Annotated in this window: 17 protein-coding genes; 13 read left to right on the top strand and 4 right to left on the bottom strand. The window is 72.3% G+C overall.

Annotated features, from left to right (window positions below):
- The first annotated feature begins 69 nt into the window (after positions 1 to 69).
- Together OG417_RS41180 and OG417_RS41175 are read left to right on the top strand one after the other, a co-directional pair.
- Positions 70 to 987, top strand: coding sequence for a LysR family transcriptional regulator (locus tag OG417_RS41180; RefSeq protein ID WP_329240872.1), 918 nt, complete (start codon positions 70 to 72; stop codon positions 985 to 987).
- Positions 988 to 1,035: 48 nt separating this feature from the next.
- A complete protein-coding gene (locus OG417_RS41175; protein WP_329240869.1) occupies positions 1,036 to 1,224 on the top strand; it encodes a hypothetical protein in 189 nt (62 codons plus the stop codon).
- Positions 1,225 to 1,365: 141 nt separating this feature from the next.
- Here OG417_RS41175 and OG417_RS41170 read toward each other — a convergent pair whose 3' ends face one another.
- On the bottom strand, positions 1,366 to 2,019 hold the full coding sequence (locus OG417_RS41170) for a zinc-binding dehydrogenase (protein WP_329240866.1): 654 nt from the start codon (positions 2,017 to 2,019) through the stop codon (positions 1,366 to 1,368).
- Positions 2,020 to 2,027: 8 nt separating this feature from the next.
- Here OG417_RS41170 and OG417_RS41165 point away from each other — a divergent pair, with 8 nt between their 5' ends.
- The 5 genes from OG417_RS41165 (at position 2,028) to OG417_RS41145 (ending at position 6,065) form a co-directional block, all read left to right on the top strand.
- A complete protein-coding gene (locus tag OG417_RS41165; protein ID WP_329262976.1) occupies positions 2,028 to 2,591 on the top strand; it encodes a TetR/AcrR family transcriptional regulator in 564 nt (187 codons plus the stop codon).
- A 40-nt stretch (positions 2,592 to 2,631) separates the two neighbouring features.
- Entirely contained in the window at positions 2,632 to 3,399 is a 768-nt protein-coding gene (locus OG417_RS41160; protein ID WP_329240862.1) for a phosphotransferase, read from the top strand.
- A gap of 58 nt (positions 3,400 to 3,457) precedes the next feature.
- On the top strand, positions 3,458 to 3,997 hold the full coding sequence (locus tag OG417_RS41155; protein ID WP_329240860.1) for a PH domain-containing protein: 540 nt from the start codon (positions 3,458 to 3,460) through the stop codon (positions 3,995 to 3,997).
- A 158-nt stretch (positions 3,998 to 4,155) separates the two neighbouring features.
- Positions 4,156 to 5,145: a hypothetical protein gene (locus tag OG417_RS41150; protein WP_329240857.1), complete on the top strand. Its 990-nt coding sequence runs from the start codon at positions 4,156 to 4,158 to the stop codon at positions 5,143 to 5,145.
- Positions 5,142 to 6,065 carry a helix-turn-helix domain-containing protein gene (locus OG417_RS41145; protein WP_329240854.1) on the top strand — a complete coding sequence of 308 codons (924 nt, stop codon included), beginning with the start codon at positions 5,142 to 5,144 and terminating at the stop codon, positions 6,063 to 6,065. The genes OG417_RS41150 and OG417_RS41145 overlap by 4 nt, the downstream gene beginning before the upstream one ends.
- Before the next feature lie 10 nt (positions 6,066 to 6,075).
- On the opposite strand, the gene OG417_RS41140 is transcribed toward OG417_RS41145, so the two are convergent.
- Together OG417_RS41140 and OG417_RS41135 are read right to left on the bottom strand one after the other, a co-directional pair.
- A complete protein-coding gene (locus OG417_RS41140; protein ID WP_329240851.1) occupies positions 6,076 to 7,308 on the bottom strand; it encodes a sensor histidine kinase in 1,233 nt (410 codons plus the stop codon).
- Positions 7,305 to 7,961: a response regulator transcription factor gene (locus OG417_RS41135; protein ID WP_329240848.1), complete on the bottom strand. Its 657-nt coding sequence runs from the start codon at positions 7,959 to 7,961 to the stop codon at positions 7,305 to 7,307. Before OG417_RS41135 ends, OG417_RS41140 begins: the two co-directional genes overlap by 4 nt.
- A 143-nt stretch (positions 7,962 to 8,104) precedes the next feature.
- Between OG417_RS41135 and OG417_RS41130 the strand changes: the two genes are divergently transcribed.
- From OG417_RS41130 to OG417_RS41115, 4 genes are read left to right on the top strand one after another with little or no spacing between them, the layout of a single operon-like run.
- Positions 8,105 to 8,614: a hypothetical protein gene (locus tag OG417_RS41130; protein ID WP_329240845.1), complete on the top strand. Its 510-nt coding sequence runs from the start codon at positions 8,105 to 8,107 to the stop codon at positions 8,612 to 8,614.
- A complete protein-coding gene (locus OG417_RS41125; RefSeq protein WP_329240842.1) occupies positions 8,611 to 9,684 on the top strand; it encodes a peptidoglycan-binding protein in 1,074 nt (357 codons plus the stop codon). Before OG417_RS41130 ends, OG417_RS41125 begins: the two co-directional genes overlap by 4 nt.
- Complete coding sequence (locus OG417_RS41120) at positions 9,681 to 10,379, top strand: ABC transporter ATP-binding protein (RefSeq protein WP_329240838.1); 699 nt, start codon at positions 9,681 to 9,683, stop codon at positions 10,377 to 10,379. The genes OG417_RS41125 and OG417_RS41120 overlap by 4 nt, the downstream gene beginning before the upstream one ends.
- Entirely contained in the window at positions 10,376 to 11,563 is a 1,188-nt protein-coding gene (locus OG417_RS41115; protein ID WP_329240836.1) for an ABC transporter permease, read from the top strand. The genes OG417_RS41120 and OG417_RS41115 overlap by 4 nt, the downstream gene beginning before the upstream one ends.
- Here the strand turns inward: OG417_RS41115 and OG417_RS41110 are convergent.
- Positions 11,550 to 12,668, bottom strand: a complete 1,119-nt coding sequence (locus OG417_RS41110) for a saccharopine dehydrogenase family protein (RefSeq protein WP_329240834.1) — start codon at positions 12,666 to 12,668, stop codon at positions 11,550 to 11,552. The two genes, OG417_RS41115 and OG417_RS41110, sit on opposite strands and share 14 nt — an antisense overlap.
- Positions 12,669 to 12,787: 119 nt before the next feature.
- Between OG417_RS41110 and OG417_RS41105 the strand changes: the two genes are divergently transcribed.
- Both OG417_RS41105 and fusA read left to right on the top strand, forming a co-directional pair.
- Positions 12,788 to 13,699 carry an AraC family transcriptional regulator gene (locus tag OG417_RS41105; protein WP_329240832.1) on the top strand — a complete coding sequence of 304 codons (912 nt, stop codon included), beginning with the start codon at positions 12,788 to 12,790 and terminating at the stop codon, positions 13,697 to 13,699.
- Between the two features lie 168 nt (positions 13,700 to 13,867).
- Positions 13,868 to 15,961 carry an elongation factor G gene (gene fusA / locus OG417_RS41100; protein ID WP_329240828.1) on the top strand — a complete coding sequence of 698 codons (2,094 nt, stop codon included), beginning with the start codon at positions 13,868 to 13,870 and terminating at the stop codon, positions 15,959 to 15,961.
- The last annotated feature ends 79 nt before the right edge of the window (positions 15,962 to 16,040 follow it).

Genomic DNA, 16,040 nt, shown 5'->3' with positions numbered 1-16,040 from the left:
TCTAGGATCTGCCCGGGGCCGACGAAAAGTCCAAGATATGATTTTGATGATCACTGATAAGTTTTCGCTATGGAGATGCGGCAACTTCGGTACTTCGTGGCGGTGGCCGAGGACTTGAACTTCACCCGCGCTGCGGCGCGGGTTCACGTCGCGCAGCCCGCGATCAGCCAACAGATCGCCCGGCTGGAACACGAACTGGGCCAGGAACTGTTCGACCGGTCCGGACGGCAGATCCGGCTGACCGCGGCCGGAGAGATGCTCCTGCCCTTCGCCCGCGAGACCCTGGATACCGCCGCCCGCGGCCGCGACGCTGTAGCCTCCCTGGCCGGGGCTCTGGCCGGGCGCCTTTCGACCGGCACCATCCAGTCTCCGCCGCCCTCCCTGCTGGATGTGCTCGCCGCGTTCCACCACGACCACCCGCTCGTGGAGATCTCCCTACGCACCGCCAATCCGCAACACCTGGCTGAACAGGTCGCCAAGGGCACTTTGGACGCCGCCCTACTGGGAGTCACCGGGCAGCCGCTGCCCGCCGCCGTCGCCACCGCCGCCTACACCACCGAACCGCTCTTGGCCCTCGTCGCGCCCGACCACACGCTCGCCAGTCGGGCTCACATCACCCTGGCCGCACTCCGAGACCAGCCCCTGGCCACCCTCACCCACGGCAGCGGCCTGCGAACCGTCCTGGAAACCGCCTGCGCCAACGCCGGATTCACGCCTTTGATCCACGCCGAGACCGACGACATCAGCCTTCTGATCGACTTGGCGGCCCGCCGCCTCGGCGTCGCCCTCGTCCCCGGCACCGGCCTCGTGCTCTCCCGGCCCGACCTGGTCGCCCTCCCCGTGCACCGACCCAAACTCGCCCGGCGCACCGTATTGGCCTGGCACCGACATCGACCCACCCGCACGGCGCTGGCCTTCTTGGCCTACGCACGGGCCGCGGCCTCGCGCGACAGCGAAGGCCGGCCGGCTCTCAGCGAGTCCAGTTGAGGGTTCCGGCGATGTGAATCGTTCGGCGGGTAGGCATCCGCCGGCGGGATGAGCGTCGGCACCGTGCTGAACAAGCTCGCCGAGACCGCCGAGCACATCGCGGAGTTCGCCCGCGAGTTCGGCGACCAGAACTGGGTCGACATGAACGAGACCGAGGCCACCGACTGGCGCACCACGATCGAGGACCTGAAGACCGCCGCCACCGCCTTCCGCAACGCCACGAACCTCATCGACTGACCCCGGCCCCCAGCCACCCGCATCAGAACGGCCAGTCACGGCAAGACGGTCGAAGGGGACCGGGAACGTCTCCGGGTCCTCTTCGTACCGTCAACCGCCGGTGGGGGCCGCGCTGCCTGGCGGTACGGCGGCAGGGGCTGCTCAGGGCAGCAGTGCCGGCTTGCCCACGGTGGCCCGCGCTTCGAGCTCCGCCAGTGCCTTGGGCCCCTCGGCCAGCTCGTACGCGGTGGGCCGGCCGGGGCCGAGCACACCGGCCGCGAGGAGCTCGAACAACTGGCCCATGACCTCGCCGAAGATCTGCGGTGCGGCCTGGATCAGGGTGCCGATGTTCAGGCCGATGAGGTGGATCTGGTGCTTGTAGACCAGCTCCCGGCTGGTGATCGCCGCTTCGCCGGCGGCCATGCCGTAGACGACGCCCCGGCCGGTGACCCGTTTGGCCGCGGCGAGGCTGGCGTCGAGGGTGGCGCCGCCGACCGACTCCAGCACCAGGTCGGCGCCCGCGCCGTCGGTCAGCCGCAGGACGTCGGCGGCGATGTCGTCGCCGCGCGAGTCGATGACGTGGTCGGCGCCCAGCGCGCGTACCGCCTCGTGCTTGCCCGGTGAGGCCGTGGCGATCACCGTCGCGCCGAAGTGTTCGGCCATGGTGACCGCGGCCTGGCCGGTCCCGCCGGCCGCGGCGTGGATCAGCACGGTCTGCCCGGCGGTGACGCCGCCCAGTGCCTTGAGCGCCGCCAGCGCGGTCGGCCAGTTCACGACCAGGCCCAGCGCCTGCTCGTCGGCCCAGCCTTCCGGCACCGGCAGCGCTGTTCTGGGAGCGGGGCTACGAGGGCACCTCGCTGAGCGATCTGGCCCAGGCCATGGGCATCGCCTCGGCCAGCATCTACGCCTGCTTCGGCAGCAAGGAGGAGCTGTTCCGCAAGGTCATGGCGCTCTATGGCACGACCTCGGGCGAGCCGCCCAGGCGCGCGCTGCGCGAGCAGCCGACCACACGCGCCGCGATCCACGCCATGCTGCGCGCCACCGCCGATGAGATCACCCGTCCCGACACCCCGCACTACTGCATGCTCGTCCTCGCCGCGCCCACCGGCGCCGTGGAGAACCACGCGATCCGGGAGTTCCTGGCCGACCTCCGGCGCGACATGCTCGCCACCATCAAGGACCGGCTCGCCCGCGGCGTCACTGACGGCGACCTCACCGTGCCGCCCGCCGGCCTCGACGCCATCGCCCGCTACTACGCCACCGTGGTGCAGGGCCTTTCCGTACAGGCTCGCGACGGCGCCACCCGCGCCGAGCTGGAGGCGGTCATCACCTGCGCGATGGCCGCATGGGACACGCTCACGTCCGCGCCGTCGCGCGCCGGTGGGTGAGCCTCCGGCACGCCGAGGGCGGTCGTGTCAGGATCTCCTCGTGGCCGAGGAACGACTCGATGGCGGGAACACCGGCGGTGCCGTCCGGCTGGGCGACACGGTCCGCCGTGTCGCCGGTCCCTGGACGCCCGCGGTGCACGCGCTGCTCACCCACCTGGCGAGCAGACGGTTCACCGCCGCTCCACGCCCTCTCGGCTTCGATGAGCAGGGCCGGGAGGTCCTCACCTTCCTCGAAGGCCGGACCGTCGGCACCCGCAGACCGTGGCCGGCCTGGGTGCACGCCGAGGAGGCGCTCGACCAGGTGGCGCGCTGGGCGCGCGGCTACCACGAGGCGGTCGCCGACTTCGTCCCGGCACCGGACGCCGTCTGGCGCGGCGGCGGCCGTTGGTCGCCGGGCTTGATCATCGGCCACAACGACGCAGCCCCCTACAACGCCGCCTGGCACGACGGCCGGCTGGCCGGATTCTTCGACTGGGACCTCGCCGGCCCCGTCACGCCCGAATGGGACCTGGCCTTCACCGCCTTCAGCTGGGTGCCACTGCACGCCCGCCACGTCGCCGCCGCCGAAGGATTCACCGACTTCGCGGCCCGGCCACACCGGCTCCACCGGTTCCTCGGCACGTACGGCTGGCCGGGCGGCACCGCGGACTTCCTCACGGTGGTGCGGGAACGCGTCGAAGCCCACGCCGACGGCGTCCGCGAACTCGCCGCGACCGGAGACCCGGTGTTCACGCGGCTACTCCGTCAAGGCGTCTGCGACGACCTGGACCAGGCGCTCACCGAACTGGCCGCCTTCCCTCGCCGCTGAAACAGCAGGCATGGCAGCACCGGGTCGACCGCCGCACCGATTGATAGCATCCACCGACATGTCAGGGCATCGCACGCTCCGCTGTCGCCGTACGGTCGGGCTGCTGCTCTTCGGAGTCGCCGCGTTCGCCGGGATGTCCGGCAAGACGGCCTGGCTCCTCGTCACCGACGATCTGCCGGACCATTCGGCCGTCCGGCGCGTTGGCGCACTCCTCATCGTGCTGCTGCTCCTCGGCCTGACCGTGTTGATGGCCGCCGCGCTCCGCAGCCGCGTGGTCATGGATGACTCCGGCGTGGAGCTGGTGACCTCGTTCAAGCGGCACCGCATTCCCTGGAAGAACATCGAACGCGTGACCGTCCATCCCGGATTCCGGGTCTGGCGGGTGCGCGTCTGGGCCGACGGGGTGGGCCGTCTGGCGCTCCTGTGCCCGACCAACGCCGTCAACTCCGGCGTGGCCGTCGGCCCCCGTCCGCTGTCCGGCCTTTCCGGCTACGACGTGGCGCCGCCCAACACGCCCCGCCCGTTGCGCAGGCCGTACGAGGAACTGCGCGCCGAGTGGCTCCGGCGCCGTGCGGCCGCCCAGGCCGGCACGGACTGAACTCAGCCCACGGATGGCTCCTCCCGGCGCATGATCGCCTAACCACCCTTCCGAGGGAGAGGTCTGCCGAGAAGCCCCTCGCCGAGGGGATCCGGGCGCGGACGGCCGGCGGGAGGATCGCCTGGGTCGACGGGCACGGGAAGGGCGATGTTCCAATGGTGACAGCTGAGCCGGAGGCGCGGTCGTCCGCGCGGATCATCGGCGCGCGGTGGAGCACGGCACGCAGGGTGGCCGGTTACTCGGCCGCACTGACCATGTCGCTCTATCTGCTGGTCAAGGTCGTCTGGGTCATCGCGGCCCTGGCCGGTTACGGGCCGGCGGACGTCGGCACCGCCGGGTGGATCACGCTCAACGCGGTCACGGTGGGGATGTCCGCGGTCGGGGTCATGCTGGGACTCGCGTTGGCCCAGCATTGGGGGCGGCGGCTGCCGGCGCTTCCGGTGATCTTCTTCTCCTGGATGGCCGCCGGCTTCCTGGTTCCGATGCTGCCGTACACGGTGACCACCGGGATCCTCGGCGCGGCCGGCGTCGGCCGGCACGGCGGCGAATCCGGACACTCCACGTCCGCGCCCGGGTGGGAGATGGTCTTCATCAGTATCGGTTTCGCCGGCATGGCGCTGGGACTGGCCGTGGCCCTTCCGATCTATCTGCGGGAGAGGTGGCCGAGCCGTTTCCTGGGCCGGATCGGCGGGCACCGGTCTCGCGCCCCGTGGCCGGCCCGGCCGGGGATGATCGTGGCCGCGGCGCTGGGGCTGCTCTGGCTGTACTGGGCGTTCGGCGGGACGATCGGCCTGGACCCCGCCCTTCGCGACCGCTGGGATCTGAACGGGCGGCTGCTGATCGGCAACACGGGACTGTGGGCGTTGATCGGCGGCTGGAGCCTTTCGGCACTTGTCCGCCGTCGTCCCGCCCGGCTGCCGTTGTGGATCCCGATGACGCTGGTGTTCACGGCCTCCGGGTCCCTGTTCGCCTGGGGCTGCTGGAAGCTTCCGCTGGACGTCATCCGCCCCTCGGGCTACGCCGCGGCCGAACTGCCCGTCGTCGGGGTGATCGAGCACGCCCTGAGCATCGGCACGGGCCTCGCTCTGCTGATCGCCGCCCTCGGCTTGAGGTTCCAGCGGGTGGAAGGTGCACAGTCGTCTCCATGAGTACGAGCGCGGGGCTGTTCACCATCGGACAGCTGGCCGAGAGGTGCGGACTGCCGGCGCGGACGATCCGGTTCTGGTCCGACGCGGGGCTGGTGCCACCCGTCGGCCGGTCCGCGGGTGGCTATCGCCTCTATGACGCCGAGTCGGTGGCCCGGCTGGAGCTGGTCCGCACCCTCAGGGACCTGGGTCTCGGGCTGGACGTGGTGGAGGCGGTCCTGTCCAAGGCCGTCACCGTGGGGGAGGTGGCGTCGGCGCACGTCGCCGCGCTCGACGTGGAGATCCGGACGCTGCGGTTGCGCCGGGCGGTGCTCAGCACCGTCGCCGAGCGCGCGAGCACGATTGAGGAGACGTTGCTGATGCACAAGCTGGCCCAGATGTCCGCCCAGGAGCGGCAGCAGATCATCGATGAGTTCGTCCAGTACGTCGTGGCGGACCTCGACCCCGACGCCCCCGCCATGGGGATCGCCGACAGCATGCGGCGGCTGCCCGCGTTGCCCGACGACCCGGCGCCCGAACAGGTGGACGCCTGGATCGAGCTCGGTGAACTCGTCGCGGACGAGGACTTCCGGCGCCGGGTGCGCGCCATGGCGGTCGCCGGACGGGGAGCCGACGAGCTGGAGTTCGGCCCGGACCACCACGCGGTCGTGGAACACGCCGGAGGAGCGCTGGCGGAGGGAGTCGAGCCCGGCTCCGCCCAGGGCAGAGCCGTGCTCGACCGCATCGTCGCCCCGGACACCCCGGCCGTACGGCGGGCCCGGATACTCGAGCAGCTCGAGACGTTCACCGACGCCCGGGTGGAGCGGTACTGGCAGCTACTGGCGATCATCGACGGCCAGGCGCCACCGCCGTCGGCCGTTCCCTGCTTCCAGTGGCTGATCGCCGCCCTCCGTTCCGCCGCGTCCTCCGGACAGGATCTTTGAACCTCGCCGGTCAGGGCGGTGGGGCCTGCGGGAGGGCGACGGTGACGACCAGGCCGCCGCCCTGGTGGGGCTCGGCGTGGGCCGTGCCGCCGTGGGCGGTGGCGATCGCCCGCACGATGGACAGGCCAAGCCCGAAGCCGCGGTCGGCGCCCGGGCGCGCCGCGGCCCGCCGGTCCCGCAGGCGGCGGAACGGCTGGAAGAGGGTCTCCGTCTCGTAGTCCCGTATCACCGGCCCGGAGTTGGTGACCCGCAGCATCGCGCGGCCGTCGGCCTGCCAGGTGCGTACGGACAGCCAGCCGCCGTCCGGGTGGTTGTGCCGGATGGCGTTCTCCACGAGGTTGTGGACGAGCCTTTCGACGAGGTACGGGTCGCCGGTGGTGGGCGCGGAGGCCAGGTCCGGCGGCCGGAGGTCCACCCGCGCCTTGCCCGCGGGCGTCGCCGCGTCCTCGATCACGCTGGCGGCCACGTCGGACAGGTCGACCGGGCGGACCTCGGCCGGGCGGTTCTCGCTGTCGGCGAGCGTGAGCAGGCCGTCGACGAGGCGCTCATGGCGCGCGTTGATCTCGAGCAGGCTCTCGCCCAGCTCACGGGCGTCACGCGAGGCGCCGGGGCGGGTGATCGCCACCTCGATGAGCGCCCGTTTGATCGCCAGCGGAGTGCGCATCTCGTGTGATGCGCTGGCGACGAACCGGCGCTGTCCGTCGAAGGAGCCGTCCAGCCGCTCCAGCATCACGTCGAACGTGTCGGCGAGTTCCTTGACCTCGTCGGCCGGCCCGTGCAGCGCGATGCGTTCGTGCAGCCCGCGTCCGGCCCCGTCCGCTCCGGCGATCCGCCGCGCCGTGTCGGTGATCCTGTGTACGGGACGCAGCGCGCGTCCGGCGAGCATCCAGCCGAGCGCGGTGGCGATGATCCCGACACCGCCCAGCGCCATGGCGCCGCGCGTGAGGAAGGACTCCAGCAGGTGCTCGTGCTGCCGGTGCTGCTCGGCCTCGACCTCCCCGACGAACTGCTGCGGGTTCACCCACCGGCCGTCCTGGAGCTCCACCCGAAGGTCGGCGGGCAGGGACGCGGCCTTGATCATCGACGTTCGCCGGCTGAGGAGGCCGTCGCGGTGGTCCAGGCTCTGCTGCACGAGCAGGTAGGTCACGCCGAGCAGCAAGGTGCCGGCGACGAGGAAGAGGGCCGCGTGGAGTGCGGTCAGCCGGACCCGTACGGTCCAGCGGGCCCGGATCAGCGTCTTCATGGGATGTAGTACCCCGCTCCCGGCAAGGTCCGTACGACGGGAGGGTCACCGAGCTTGCGGCGCAGCTTCATGACGGTGACCCGGACGATGTTGGTGAACGGGTCGATGTGCTCGTCCCAGGCGCGTTCGAGGAGCTGTTCGGCGGAGACGACGGCTCCGTCGGCGCGCAACAGCTCGGCCAGGACGGCGAACTCCCGGTTGCCGAGCGCGATGGGGCGGCCGTCGCGGTGGACCTCCCGCCGCGCCGGGTCCAGGCGGAGGCCGGCCCGGCGGAGCACCGGCGGAGCGGCCGGGCGGGCCCGCCGGACGAGCGCGTGCACCCGGGCCGACAGCTCGGCGAACGCGAACGGCTTGGGGAGGTAGTCGTCGGCGCCCAGGCCGAGCCCCTCCACCCGGTCCCGTAACGTCCCGGCGGCGGTGAGCATCAGGATCCGCGTCCGCGCGCCCGACTCGATCACCGCCGTGCACACCTCGTCGCCGTGGACGACGGGAATGTCGCGGTCCAGGACGACGACGTCGTAGTCGTTCACCCCGAGGCGCTCCAGGGCGGTCTCCCCGTCGTAGGTCACGTCCACGGCCAGCGCCTCGCGGCGCAGCCACTCGGCGATGGCGTCCGCCATCAGCTTCTCGTCCTCGACGACCAGAATCCGCACGTCGTCGGCCCCTTTCCGCCGCTTCGTCCCCATCGTGTCAGGCGCCGTGTGACCTCGGCGTTAATCCGGATCGGGTAACGCCCTGGTTACCTCGCGACCGCTCTACTCCTCCTCGTACGACCCGTGAAACGAGGGAGGAAGACATGGTCCCCGGAATCCGTTCGACGCCGATGGCCGCCGCCGTGCTGTGCGTGGCCGCGACCGTGGCCCTGTCGGGTTGCGGCGGTGGTTCGAGCGGCGGCGTTGACCGGCCCGCGAGCGGCGGTGGCTCGGCGGGCGCCGACACGGACCAGCTGGTGGAGTTCGCCAAGTGCCTGCGCGGCCAGGGAGTCGACGTCGCCGATCCCAAGGCGGGGCAGGGCCTCGCGGAGTGGATCGAGAGCACGGGCGTCGACGCGTCCCGGCTGCGCAAGTCCGGCGCCATGGCCAAGTGCCAGGACAAGCTGCCGCCCGGCATCAAGGCCTATGCCACCGACCCCGCGAAGAAGGACGACCTGCTCTTGAAGTTCGCCCAGTGCATGCGGAAGAACGGCGTGGACATGCCGGACCCCAAGAACGGCCGGCCCGACTTCGGAGACGTTGACCGCGATTCGCCCGAGTACAAGACGGCCTCGGAGAAGTGCCGCAAGGAGCTCCCCGGGCTGGTGCGGTGAAACGCCGGAAGACGGCCGTGGCGGCCGTCACGCTGGTGGCCGTCGGGTGCGGCGGCGTCGCGATGGCGACCGCGATGACCGGCGGCGACGGCGGCGCGCCCGGCGCGCGGAACCTGCCCGCGGCCACCGGCACCGTCACCCGCGGCGACCTCATCGACACCGAGACGGTCGACGGCACGCTGGGGTACGGCGACGAGCGGACGCTCGTCGGAGCCGCGTCCGGGACGGTCACCTGGATCGCCGGTGTGGGCGCCACGGTCAAACGCGGGGGACGGCTGTACGACCTGAACAACGAGCCGGTCACGCTGATGTACGGCGACGAGCCGATGTACCGGACGCTGTCGGAGGGGACCAGCGACGGTCCCGACGTGAAACAGCTCGAACGCAACCTGGACGCCCTCGGCTACGACGCGGGCGTCACGGTCGACGACCACTTCACCGCGGCCACCGCGAGCGCGGTCGAGAAGTGGCAGCAGGACCGCGGGCTGGAGCAGACCGGCGCGGTCGACGGGGCACAGGTGATCTTCGCGCCCGGAGCGGTGCGGATCACCGAACGCAAGGCGGAGCTCGGCGGCCGTACCGTGGCGGGCAAGCCGGTGTTCGAGGTCACCGGCACCGAGCGTCAGATCAGGGTCGACCTGGACACCGACGACCAGCAACTGGCGCGCAAGGGCGCGGCGGTCACCGTCGAACTGCCGGGCGGCAAGACGGCGTCCGGCAGGATCACCAAGGTCGGCATGGTCGCGGTGGCGAAGAAGCCGGGCTCCTCCTCGTCCTCCGCGGAGTCGACGATCGAGGTGGACATCGCCCTCGACGACCCCAGGGACGCCGGGCGGCTCGACAAGGCGCCGGTCAGCGTCGAGCTGCGGAGCGAGCGTCACGAGAACGTGCTGTCCGTACCGGTCGAGGCGCTGCTCGCCCTCAGGGAGGGCGGCTACGGCGTGCAGGTCGTCCGGGACGGCCGGGTCGACGTGGTGCCGGTGCGCACCGGCCTGTACGCGCAGGGGCGCGTCGAGGTCGGCGGGCCGGGACTGGCGCCCGGCGTGAAGGTGGGGGTGCCGGGCAAATGACCGCCGCGGTCGAACTGGAAGGCGTCGGCAAGGACTACCCCGGAGGGGTCACCGCGCTCGAAAACGTGTCGCTGTCCATCGGCGACGGGGAGCTGACGGCCATCGTCGGACCGTCCGGGTCGGGCAAGTCGACGCTCCTGCACCTGATGGGCACGCTCGACCGGCCCTCACGCGGCACCGTGCGCGTCGTCGGCCACGACGTGGGCCGGCTCGGCGACCGGGAGCTGTCCGCCCTGCGGGCGCGGTTCATCGGCTTCGTGTTCCAGCGGTTCCACCTGGCCGACGGCGTGAGCGCGCTGGACAACGTCGCCGACGGCCTGCTGTACGCCGGGCCCGACCTGCGCGTACGCCGCGAGCGGGCCGCCGAGGCCCTGGAGCGGGTCGGCCTCGGCCACCGGCTTCGGCACCGGCCCGGCCAGTTGTCCGGCGGTGAGCGGCAACGCGTGGCCGTCGCCCGCGCGGTCGTCGGCGAGCCGCGGCTGCTGCTCGCCGACGAGCCCACCGGCAACCTCGACACCGCCTCGGGCGCCGAGGTGCTGCGCCTGCTGACCGCGCTCAACGCCGCGGGAACCACCGTCGTGATCATCACCCACGACCTGGAGGTCGCCGGCGCCGTGCCCCGGCGGGTGCGGATGCGCGACGGCGCGGTGGTGGCCGACGACCGCGCCATGACCGCCGGCGGTGAGCCGCGATGAGACTCATCCCGGCCCGGCTACGGCCCCGCGACGCCCTGCGGGTGGGCGCGACCGGCCTGCGCACCCGGCCGACGCGCGTGCTGCTGTCCGCGCTCGGCATCGCGATCGGCATCGCGACCATGGTGGCCGTGCTCGGCATCTCCGAGTCGGGCCGCGCCGACCTGCTGGAGCAGCTGGACCGGTTGGGCACCAACCTGCTCACCGCCTCGCCCGGCGACGCCCTGACCGGGGAGAAGGCCACGCTGCCGGACACCGCCACCGACATGACCGGGCGGATCCCCGGCGTCCGGGCCGTCGCGGCCACCGGCGACACCGACGCCGCGATCCGGCGTACCGACAAGATCCCCAAAGAGGAGACCGGCGGGCTCGTGGTGACCGCGGCAACGCCCGACCTGCCGCGCACGCTGCGGGTGACGGTCGCCCGGGGCACGTGGCTGAACGGGGCCACGTCCCGCTATCCCGCGATCGTCCTGGGCTCGGTCGCGGCGCGGCGGCTCGGCGTCGACGAGCCGGGCGCGCCCGTGTGGGTGGCGAACCGGTGGTTCACCGTCATCGGCGTCCTCGGCCCGGCCCCGCTGGCTCCGGACGTCGAACGCTCCGCCCTCGTCGGCTGGGACACCGCCCGGGAGTATCTCGACTTCGACGGCCACCCCACGACGATCTACGAGCGTTCCGACCCCGGCCAGGTGACGACCGTGCAGTCGCTGCTCGCCCGCACCATCGACCCGGAGAACCCCGAAGAGGTCGACGTGAGCCGCCCGTCGGACGCGCTGGACGCACGCGCCGCCGCGAACGCGGCGTTCACCGACACGCTGCTCGGGCTCGGTGCGGTGGCCCTTCTCGTCGGCGGGGTCGGCGTCGCGAACACCATGGTCATCTCGGTGCTGGAACGCCGCCACGAGATCGGCCTGCGCCGCTCGCTCGGCGCCACCCGAGGGCACGTCCGTACCCAGTTCCTCACCGAGTCGCTCCTGCTGTCCGCCCTGGGCGGGGTCGCCGGAGGGCTGCTCGGCGCCATCGTCACGATCGCGTACGCGCTGACGCGCGGCCTTCCGGTCGCGCTGCAGTGGCAGGTGTTCGCCGGAGCGTTCGCCGCGACCCTGCTCGTCGGGACGGTCGCCGGCCTCTATCCCGCCGTCCGCGCCGCCCGCGTCTCGCCCACGGTCGCGCTCAGCACGACCTGACCCGCCCCGTGCCCGGCGGGCTCGTCCCACCGGGCACGGGGCGACCCTCGTCACGGCCCGCCGGTTCGACCTCGAGGGTCCACGTGGCGCCGTGCCCGGTGAGGAAGTCCAGGAAGCCGATCGGGTCATAGGCCTGGGCCGGGGCCGGTACGCCGGGCTCGGCTCCGTCGACGACGAGCCGCCGCGCGCTCTCGACCGCCATGACGGCGGTGGAGCCGTACGTGTCCGGCCCCGACACCACGCCACGGGCCGACCGCCCGTCGCGGCCGGTGGCCTCGACCACGACGGTCCACCGCCCGGCGAGGCGCGCGTCCTCGGACGGTCCGTCGGGCACGCTGTCCACCAGCTCGGGAGTGACCGCGGAGAAGGCGGCCACCAGTTCCGCCCCGACCACCCCCTCCACGTACCGGGCGGGCACGTGCCGGGGAACGGTGACGACACCGGGCAGGGGGAACCGGGCGGCCGGAACCGGTCCCGGACCGCACGGGAAGACGACCGACGTTTTCCGGACCGGGACGTCCGGAAGCCAGTCGCCGTCGCGAAAGGTGAGGCCACCGCCGGTCAACGTGCCGAGGTTCGCGAGCGCGGAGCGCAGCGTGCCGCGAGACGGCGCGGCGCCGCTGCGGGTCAGGTCCAGGGCGATGACGAGCTCGGTGACCGGCGCGACCCGCCGGGCGGCCAGGTGTGCGATGAGGTCACTGGGCAGGCCGTCGTCGTTCACGCCGGGCACCACGGTCACCCCGGCGTTCGCGGCCTCCGCCGCGAACGTGTCGTGGATCCGCTTCAGGTAGAGCTGTTCGCCCGCGATATCCACGTAGTGACAGCCGGCCCTGATCGCGGCGCGCACCACCGCCTCACCGGACGCGATGAACGGGCCCGCGCAGTTGATCACCGCGTCGCAGCCGCGAAAGGCGCCGGCGAGCGCGGCGGTGTCGTCGACACCGGCGACGTGCGTCTCGGCCTCCACCGCCGCGGCCTCGGCCGCCGCCTCGCGGAGGCGGGCGAGGCCGCGCCCCACCAGCACGGTGCCGATGCCCCGTCGGGCCAGCTCGGCGACGACGAGCCTTCCGGTATATCCGTTCGCCCCATAAACGGCGATCTTCATGTGGTTCTCTCCTCGCGTTCGGATGGGTCAACGCTAGGAACCGGCCTTGAGACGATCAATGCGCGAGAATGCTCGATGAATACTCCAGCGTCTCGATCATCGGCGTTACGGTGACTTTCATGGACGTGCTCAGTGACGCGATCACCGCGATGCGGTCGGGAAGGCCGCACTCGGCGCGCACCGGAAGGCGCGGCCGGTGGGCCGTACGCCACTCGTCGTTCGCGGGAGCGGGCTTCCACGTGGTCCTGCGGGGAGCGTGCCGGCTGACCTCCGGCGTGGGCCCGCCGATCATGCTCGGTACGGGCGACGCGGTGCTGCTGCCGCACGGGAGCGCCCACGAGCTCGCCGACGGCTTCACCGATCCGCCGGCCGATCCTCCGGTCACCTCGCTGGCCGACGTCGAGGACCAGGTCTCGCTGGACGGCCACGGCGACTCCGTCGTGCTGCTCTGCGGCGCCTACCTGGTCGACGGGACCCGCCGGCACCCTCTGCTGGACGAGCTTCCGCAGATCATCCACCTGCCGGCCCGCGTCGGGTGCCATCCGTCGTTGCGCGCCGCGATCGACCTGCTCGGCACCGAACTCGAACGGCGCCGTCCGGGAGCGGACGCCGTCCTGCCGTCGCTGCTCGACGCGCTACTGGTCTACATGGTGCGCGGCTGGCTCGACGAGCAGCCGGAGGAACACGCGGCCGGCTGGACCGCGGCGCTACGCGATCCACGCATCGTGGCGGCCCTGAACGCGCTCCACGACGATCCGGCCCGGCCGTGGACGGTCGAGGAGCTCGGGGCCCGGGCGGGGATGTCCCGCGCGGCCTTCTCCCGGCGGTTCACCGCGCTGGTCGGCAGGCCGCCGCTGGGCTACCTGACCTGGTGGCGGATGACTCTCGCCGCCGGGTTGCTGCGCGACTCCGACCTGCCGCTGAGCGCCGTGGCGGCACGGGTCGGCTACGGCTCGGAGTACGCGTTCGCGGGCGCCTTCAAACGAGCGTTCGGGCTCGCCCCCGGCCGTTACCGGAAGCAGCGGCCCTGAGACCCGTCGCAGAGCGGAGCGCGGGTCACGACGGCGACGGCTTCTCCGCGGGCGGGTCCTCGCCGAGGCCGGAAAATGGCGTGCGCCGGTGAGAGCCGCGCCCTGATACTTGGGCGCTGGTACGACCGGTCGTCGTTCACCCATCGAGCGTAGAAAGGATCGAAGCCCATGGCCGCCACGACTCGTCTGGATCTGGCCGCGGTCCGCAACATCGGGATCATGGCCCACATCGATGCGGGCAAGACGACGACCACCGAGCGGATTCTGTACTACACCGGCGTCTCGTACCGGATCGGCGAGGTCCACGACGGCGACACGCTGATGGACCACACCGAACAGGAGCGCGAACACGGCATCACGATCACGTCCGCCGCGACCACCTGTCACTGGACGGTCGACGGCGCCGAGCACGCCGTCACCATCATCGACACTCCGGGCCACGTCGACTTCACCGTCGAGGTGGAGCGCTGCCTGCGGGTGCTCGACGGCGCCGTGGCGGTGTTCGACGGGGTCGCGGGCGTGGAGCCGCAGTCCGAGACCGTCTGGCGCCAGGCCGACCGGTACGGCGTGCCGCGGATCTGCTTCGTCAACAAGCTCGACCGCGCGGGAGCCGACTTCCCGGCCTGTGTCGACATGATCGCCGACCGGCTCGGGGCGGTGCCGCTGGTCGTGCAGTTGCCGATCGGGGCCGAGGCCGGCTTCACCGGTGTCGTCGACCTGGTCCGCATGAAGGCCTGCGTCTGGCACGCCGAGGCCCGCCTCGGTGAGGCGTACGAGGTCATCGACATCCCGGCCGCGTACGCCGGGGCCGCCGGAGAGTGGCGCGACCGGCTACTGGAGACGGTCGCCGAGCACGACGAGGAGATGATGCGGCTGTACGCCGAAGGGCGGGAGCCGTCCGAGGAGCGCCTGCACGCGGCGATCCGGCGGGTCACCATCGCCTCCGGCACGTCGGCGGGCGTCACGGTCACGCCGGTGCTGTGCGGCACCGCGTTCAAGAACAAGGGCGTCCAGCCCCTGCTCGACGCGGTCGTGCGCTATCTGCCGTCACCGCTCGACGTCGAGGTCCTCGACGACGAGCGAGGCGGCCGCATCGCGCCGTCCGACGACGAGCCGCTGGCCGCCCTGGCGTTCAAGATCGTGACCGATCGGCACCTCGGCGCGCTGGCGTTCGTCCGGATCTACTCCGGCCGGCTGGAACCGGGCGCGACGGTGCTCAACTCCGCGAGCGGCCGGAAGGAACGGATCGGCCGGATCTTCCGGATGTACGGGGCCAGGCGGCAGGAGCTGGACTCGGCGGGCGCCGGCGACATCGTCGTCCTCATGGGGCTGAAGGCCACCACGACCGGCGACACGCTGTGCGACGACCGGCGCCCGGTGGTCCTGGAGTCCATGGACCTGCCGGAACCCGTCATCGAGGCGGCCGTGCGCCCCACGTCCAGGGCGGACGAGGAGCGGCTGCTGCCGGCGCTCCAGCGGCTCGCCGCGGAGGACCCGTCCTTCAGGGTGCGCACCGACCGGGAGACCGGCCAGACCGTCATCGGCGGGATGGGCGAGTTGCACCTGTCGATCCTCGTCGACCGGATGGCGCGGGACCTCGGGGTACGGGCCGAGCTCGGCCGCCCCCGGGTCGCCTACCGGGAGACCATCCGCAGACCGGTCGCGCAGGTCGGCCACACGCATCGGAAACAGACAGGAGGCAGGGGACAGTTCGCCAAGGTGCAGATCTCGATCGAACCGATCGCGGACGGCTATGAGTTCGTGAACAAGGTCACCGGGGGCCGCATCCCGAAGGAGTTCATCCCGTCGGTGGACGCCGGCTGCCAGGACGCGATGCAGGCCGGCATCGTGGCCGGGCATGAGATGACGGGCGTACGCGTCACGCTTCTCGACGGCGCCTTCCACGAGCAGGACTCCTCCGAGCTCGCGTTCCGGCAGGCCGGGTACCACGCGTTCCGCGAGGCCGCCCGCCAGGCGGCACCCGTGCTCCTGGAACCGGTGATGGCGGTCGAGGTCATCGCGCCCGACAGCGCGATGGGCGAGGTCATCGGCGACCTGAACGCACGCCGCGGCCACATCCAGGCCATGGACGAGCGGGCCGGCGCCCGCCTGATCCGGGCACTGGTGCCGCTGTCGGAGATGTTCGGTTACGTCAGTGATCTGCGCAGCCGGACCTCGGGCCGGGGGAGCCACTCGATGCAGTTCGACTCCTACGCCGAGGTCCCGCGCGGCCTGACCGAGGCGATCATCGCCAAGGCGTGACCTGGTGCGTTCCGCCGCGAGCGGCGGAACGCACCCGGCGGGTGCCGGCAGCATGCCCGCACCCGCCGCGTTCGGCTTC

This window comes from Actinoallomurus sp. NBC_01490 (genome assembly GCF_036227085.1).
Classification (GTDB): Bacteria; Actinomycetota; Actinomycetes; order Streptosporangiales; family Streptosporangiaceae; genus Actinoallomurus; species Actinoallomurus oryzae.
This window is presented reverse-complemented; position numbering and strand designations above follow the sequence as displayed.

Excerpts from the sequence above, each read along its gene's own strand:
- OG417_RS41180 (WP_329240872.1), top strand. The coding sequence starts at position 70 with ATGGAGATGCGGCAACTTCGGTACTTCGTGGCGGTGGCCGAGGACTTG.
- OG417_RS41145 (WP_329240854.1), top strand. The coding sequence starts at position 5,142 with ATGAGTACGAGCGCGGGGCTGTTCACCATCGGACAGCTGGCCGAGAGG.
- OG417_RS41105 (WP_329240832.1), top strand. The coding sequence starts at position 12,788 with ATGGACGTGCTCAGTGACGCGATCACCGCGATGCGGTCGGGAAGGCCG.
- OG417_RS41110 (WP_329240834.1), bottom strand. The coding sequence starts at position 12,668 with ATGAAGATCGCCGTTTATGGGGCGAACGGATATACCGGAAGGCTCGTC.
- OG417_RS41140 (WP_329240851.1), bottom strand. The coding sequence starts at position 7,308 with ATGAAGACGCTGATCCGGGCCCGCTGGACCGTACGGGTCCGGCTGACC.
- OG417_RS41175 (WP_329240869.1), top strand. The coding sequence starts at position 1,036 with ATGAGCGTCGGCACCGTGCTGAACAAGCTCGCCGAGACCGCCGAGCAC.
- fusA (WP_329240828.1), top strand. The coding sequence starts at position 13,868 with ATGGCCGCCACGACTCGTCTGGATCTGGCCGCGGTCCGCAACATCGGG.
- OG417_RS41130 (WP_329240845.1), top strand. The coding sequence starts at position 8,105 with ATGGTCCCCGGAATCCGTTCGACGCCGATGGCCGCCGCCGTGCTGTGC.
- OG417_RS41120 (WP_329240838.1), top strand. The coding sequence starts at position 9,681 with ATGACCGCCGCGGTCGAACTGGAAGGCGTCGGCAAGGACTACCCCGGA.
- OG417_RS41115 (WP_329240836.1), top strand. The coding sequence starts at position 10,376 with ATGAGACTCATCCCGGCCCGGCTACGGCCCCGCGACGCCCTGCGGGTG.
- OG417_RS41155 (WP_329240860.1), top strand. The coding sequence starts at position 3,458 with ATGTCAGGGCATCGCACGCTCCGCTGTCGCCGTACGGTCGGGCTGCTG.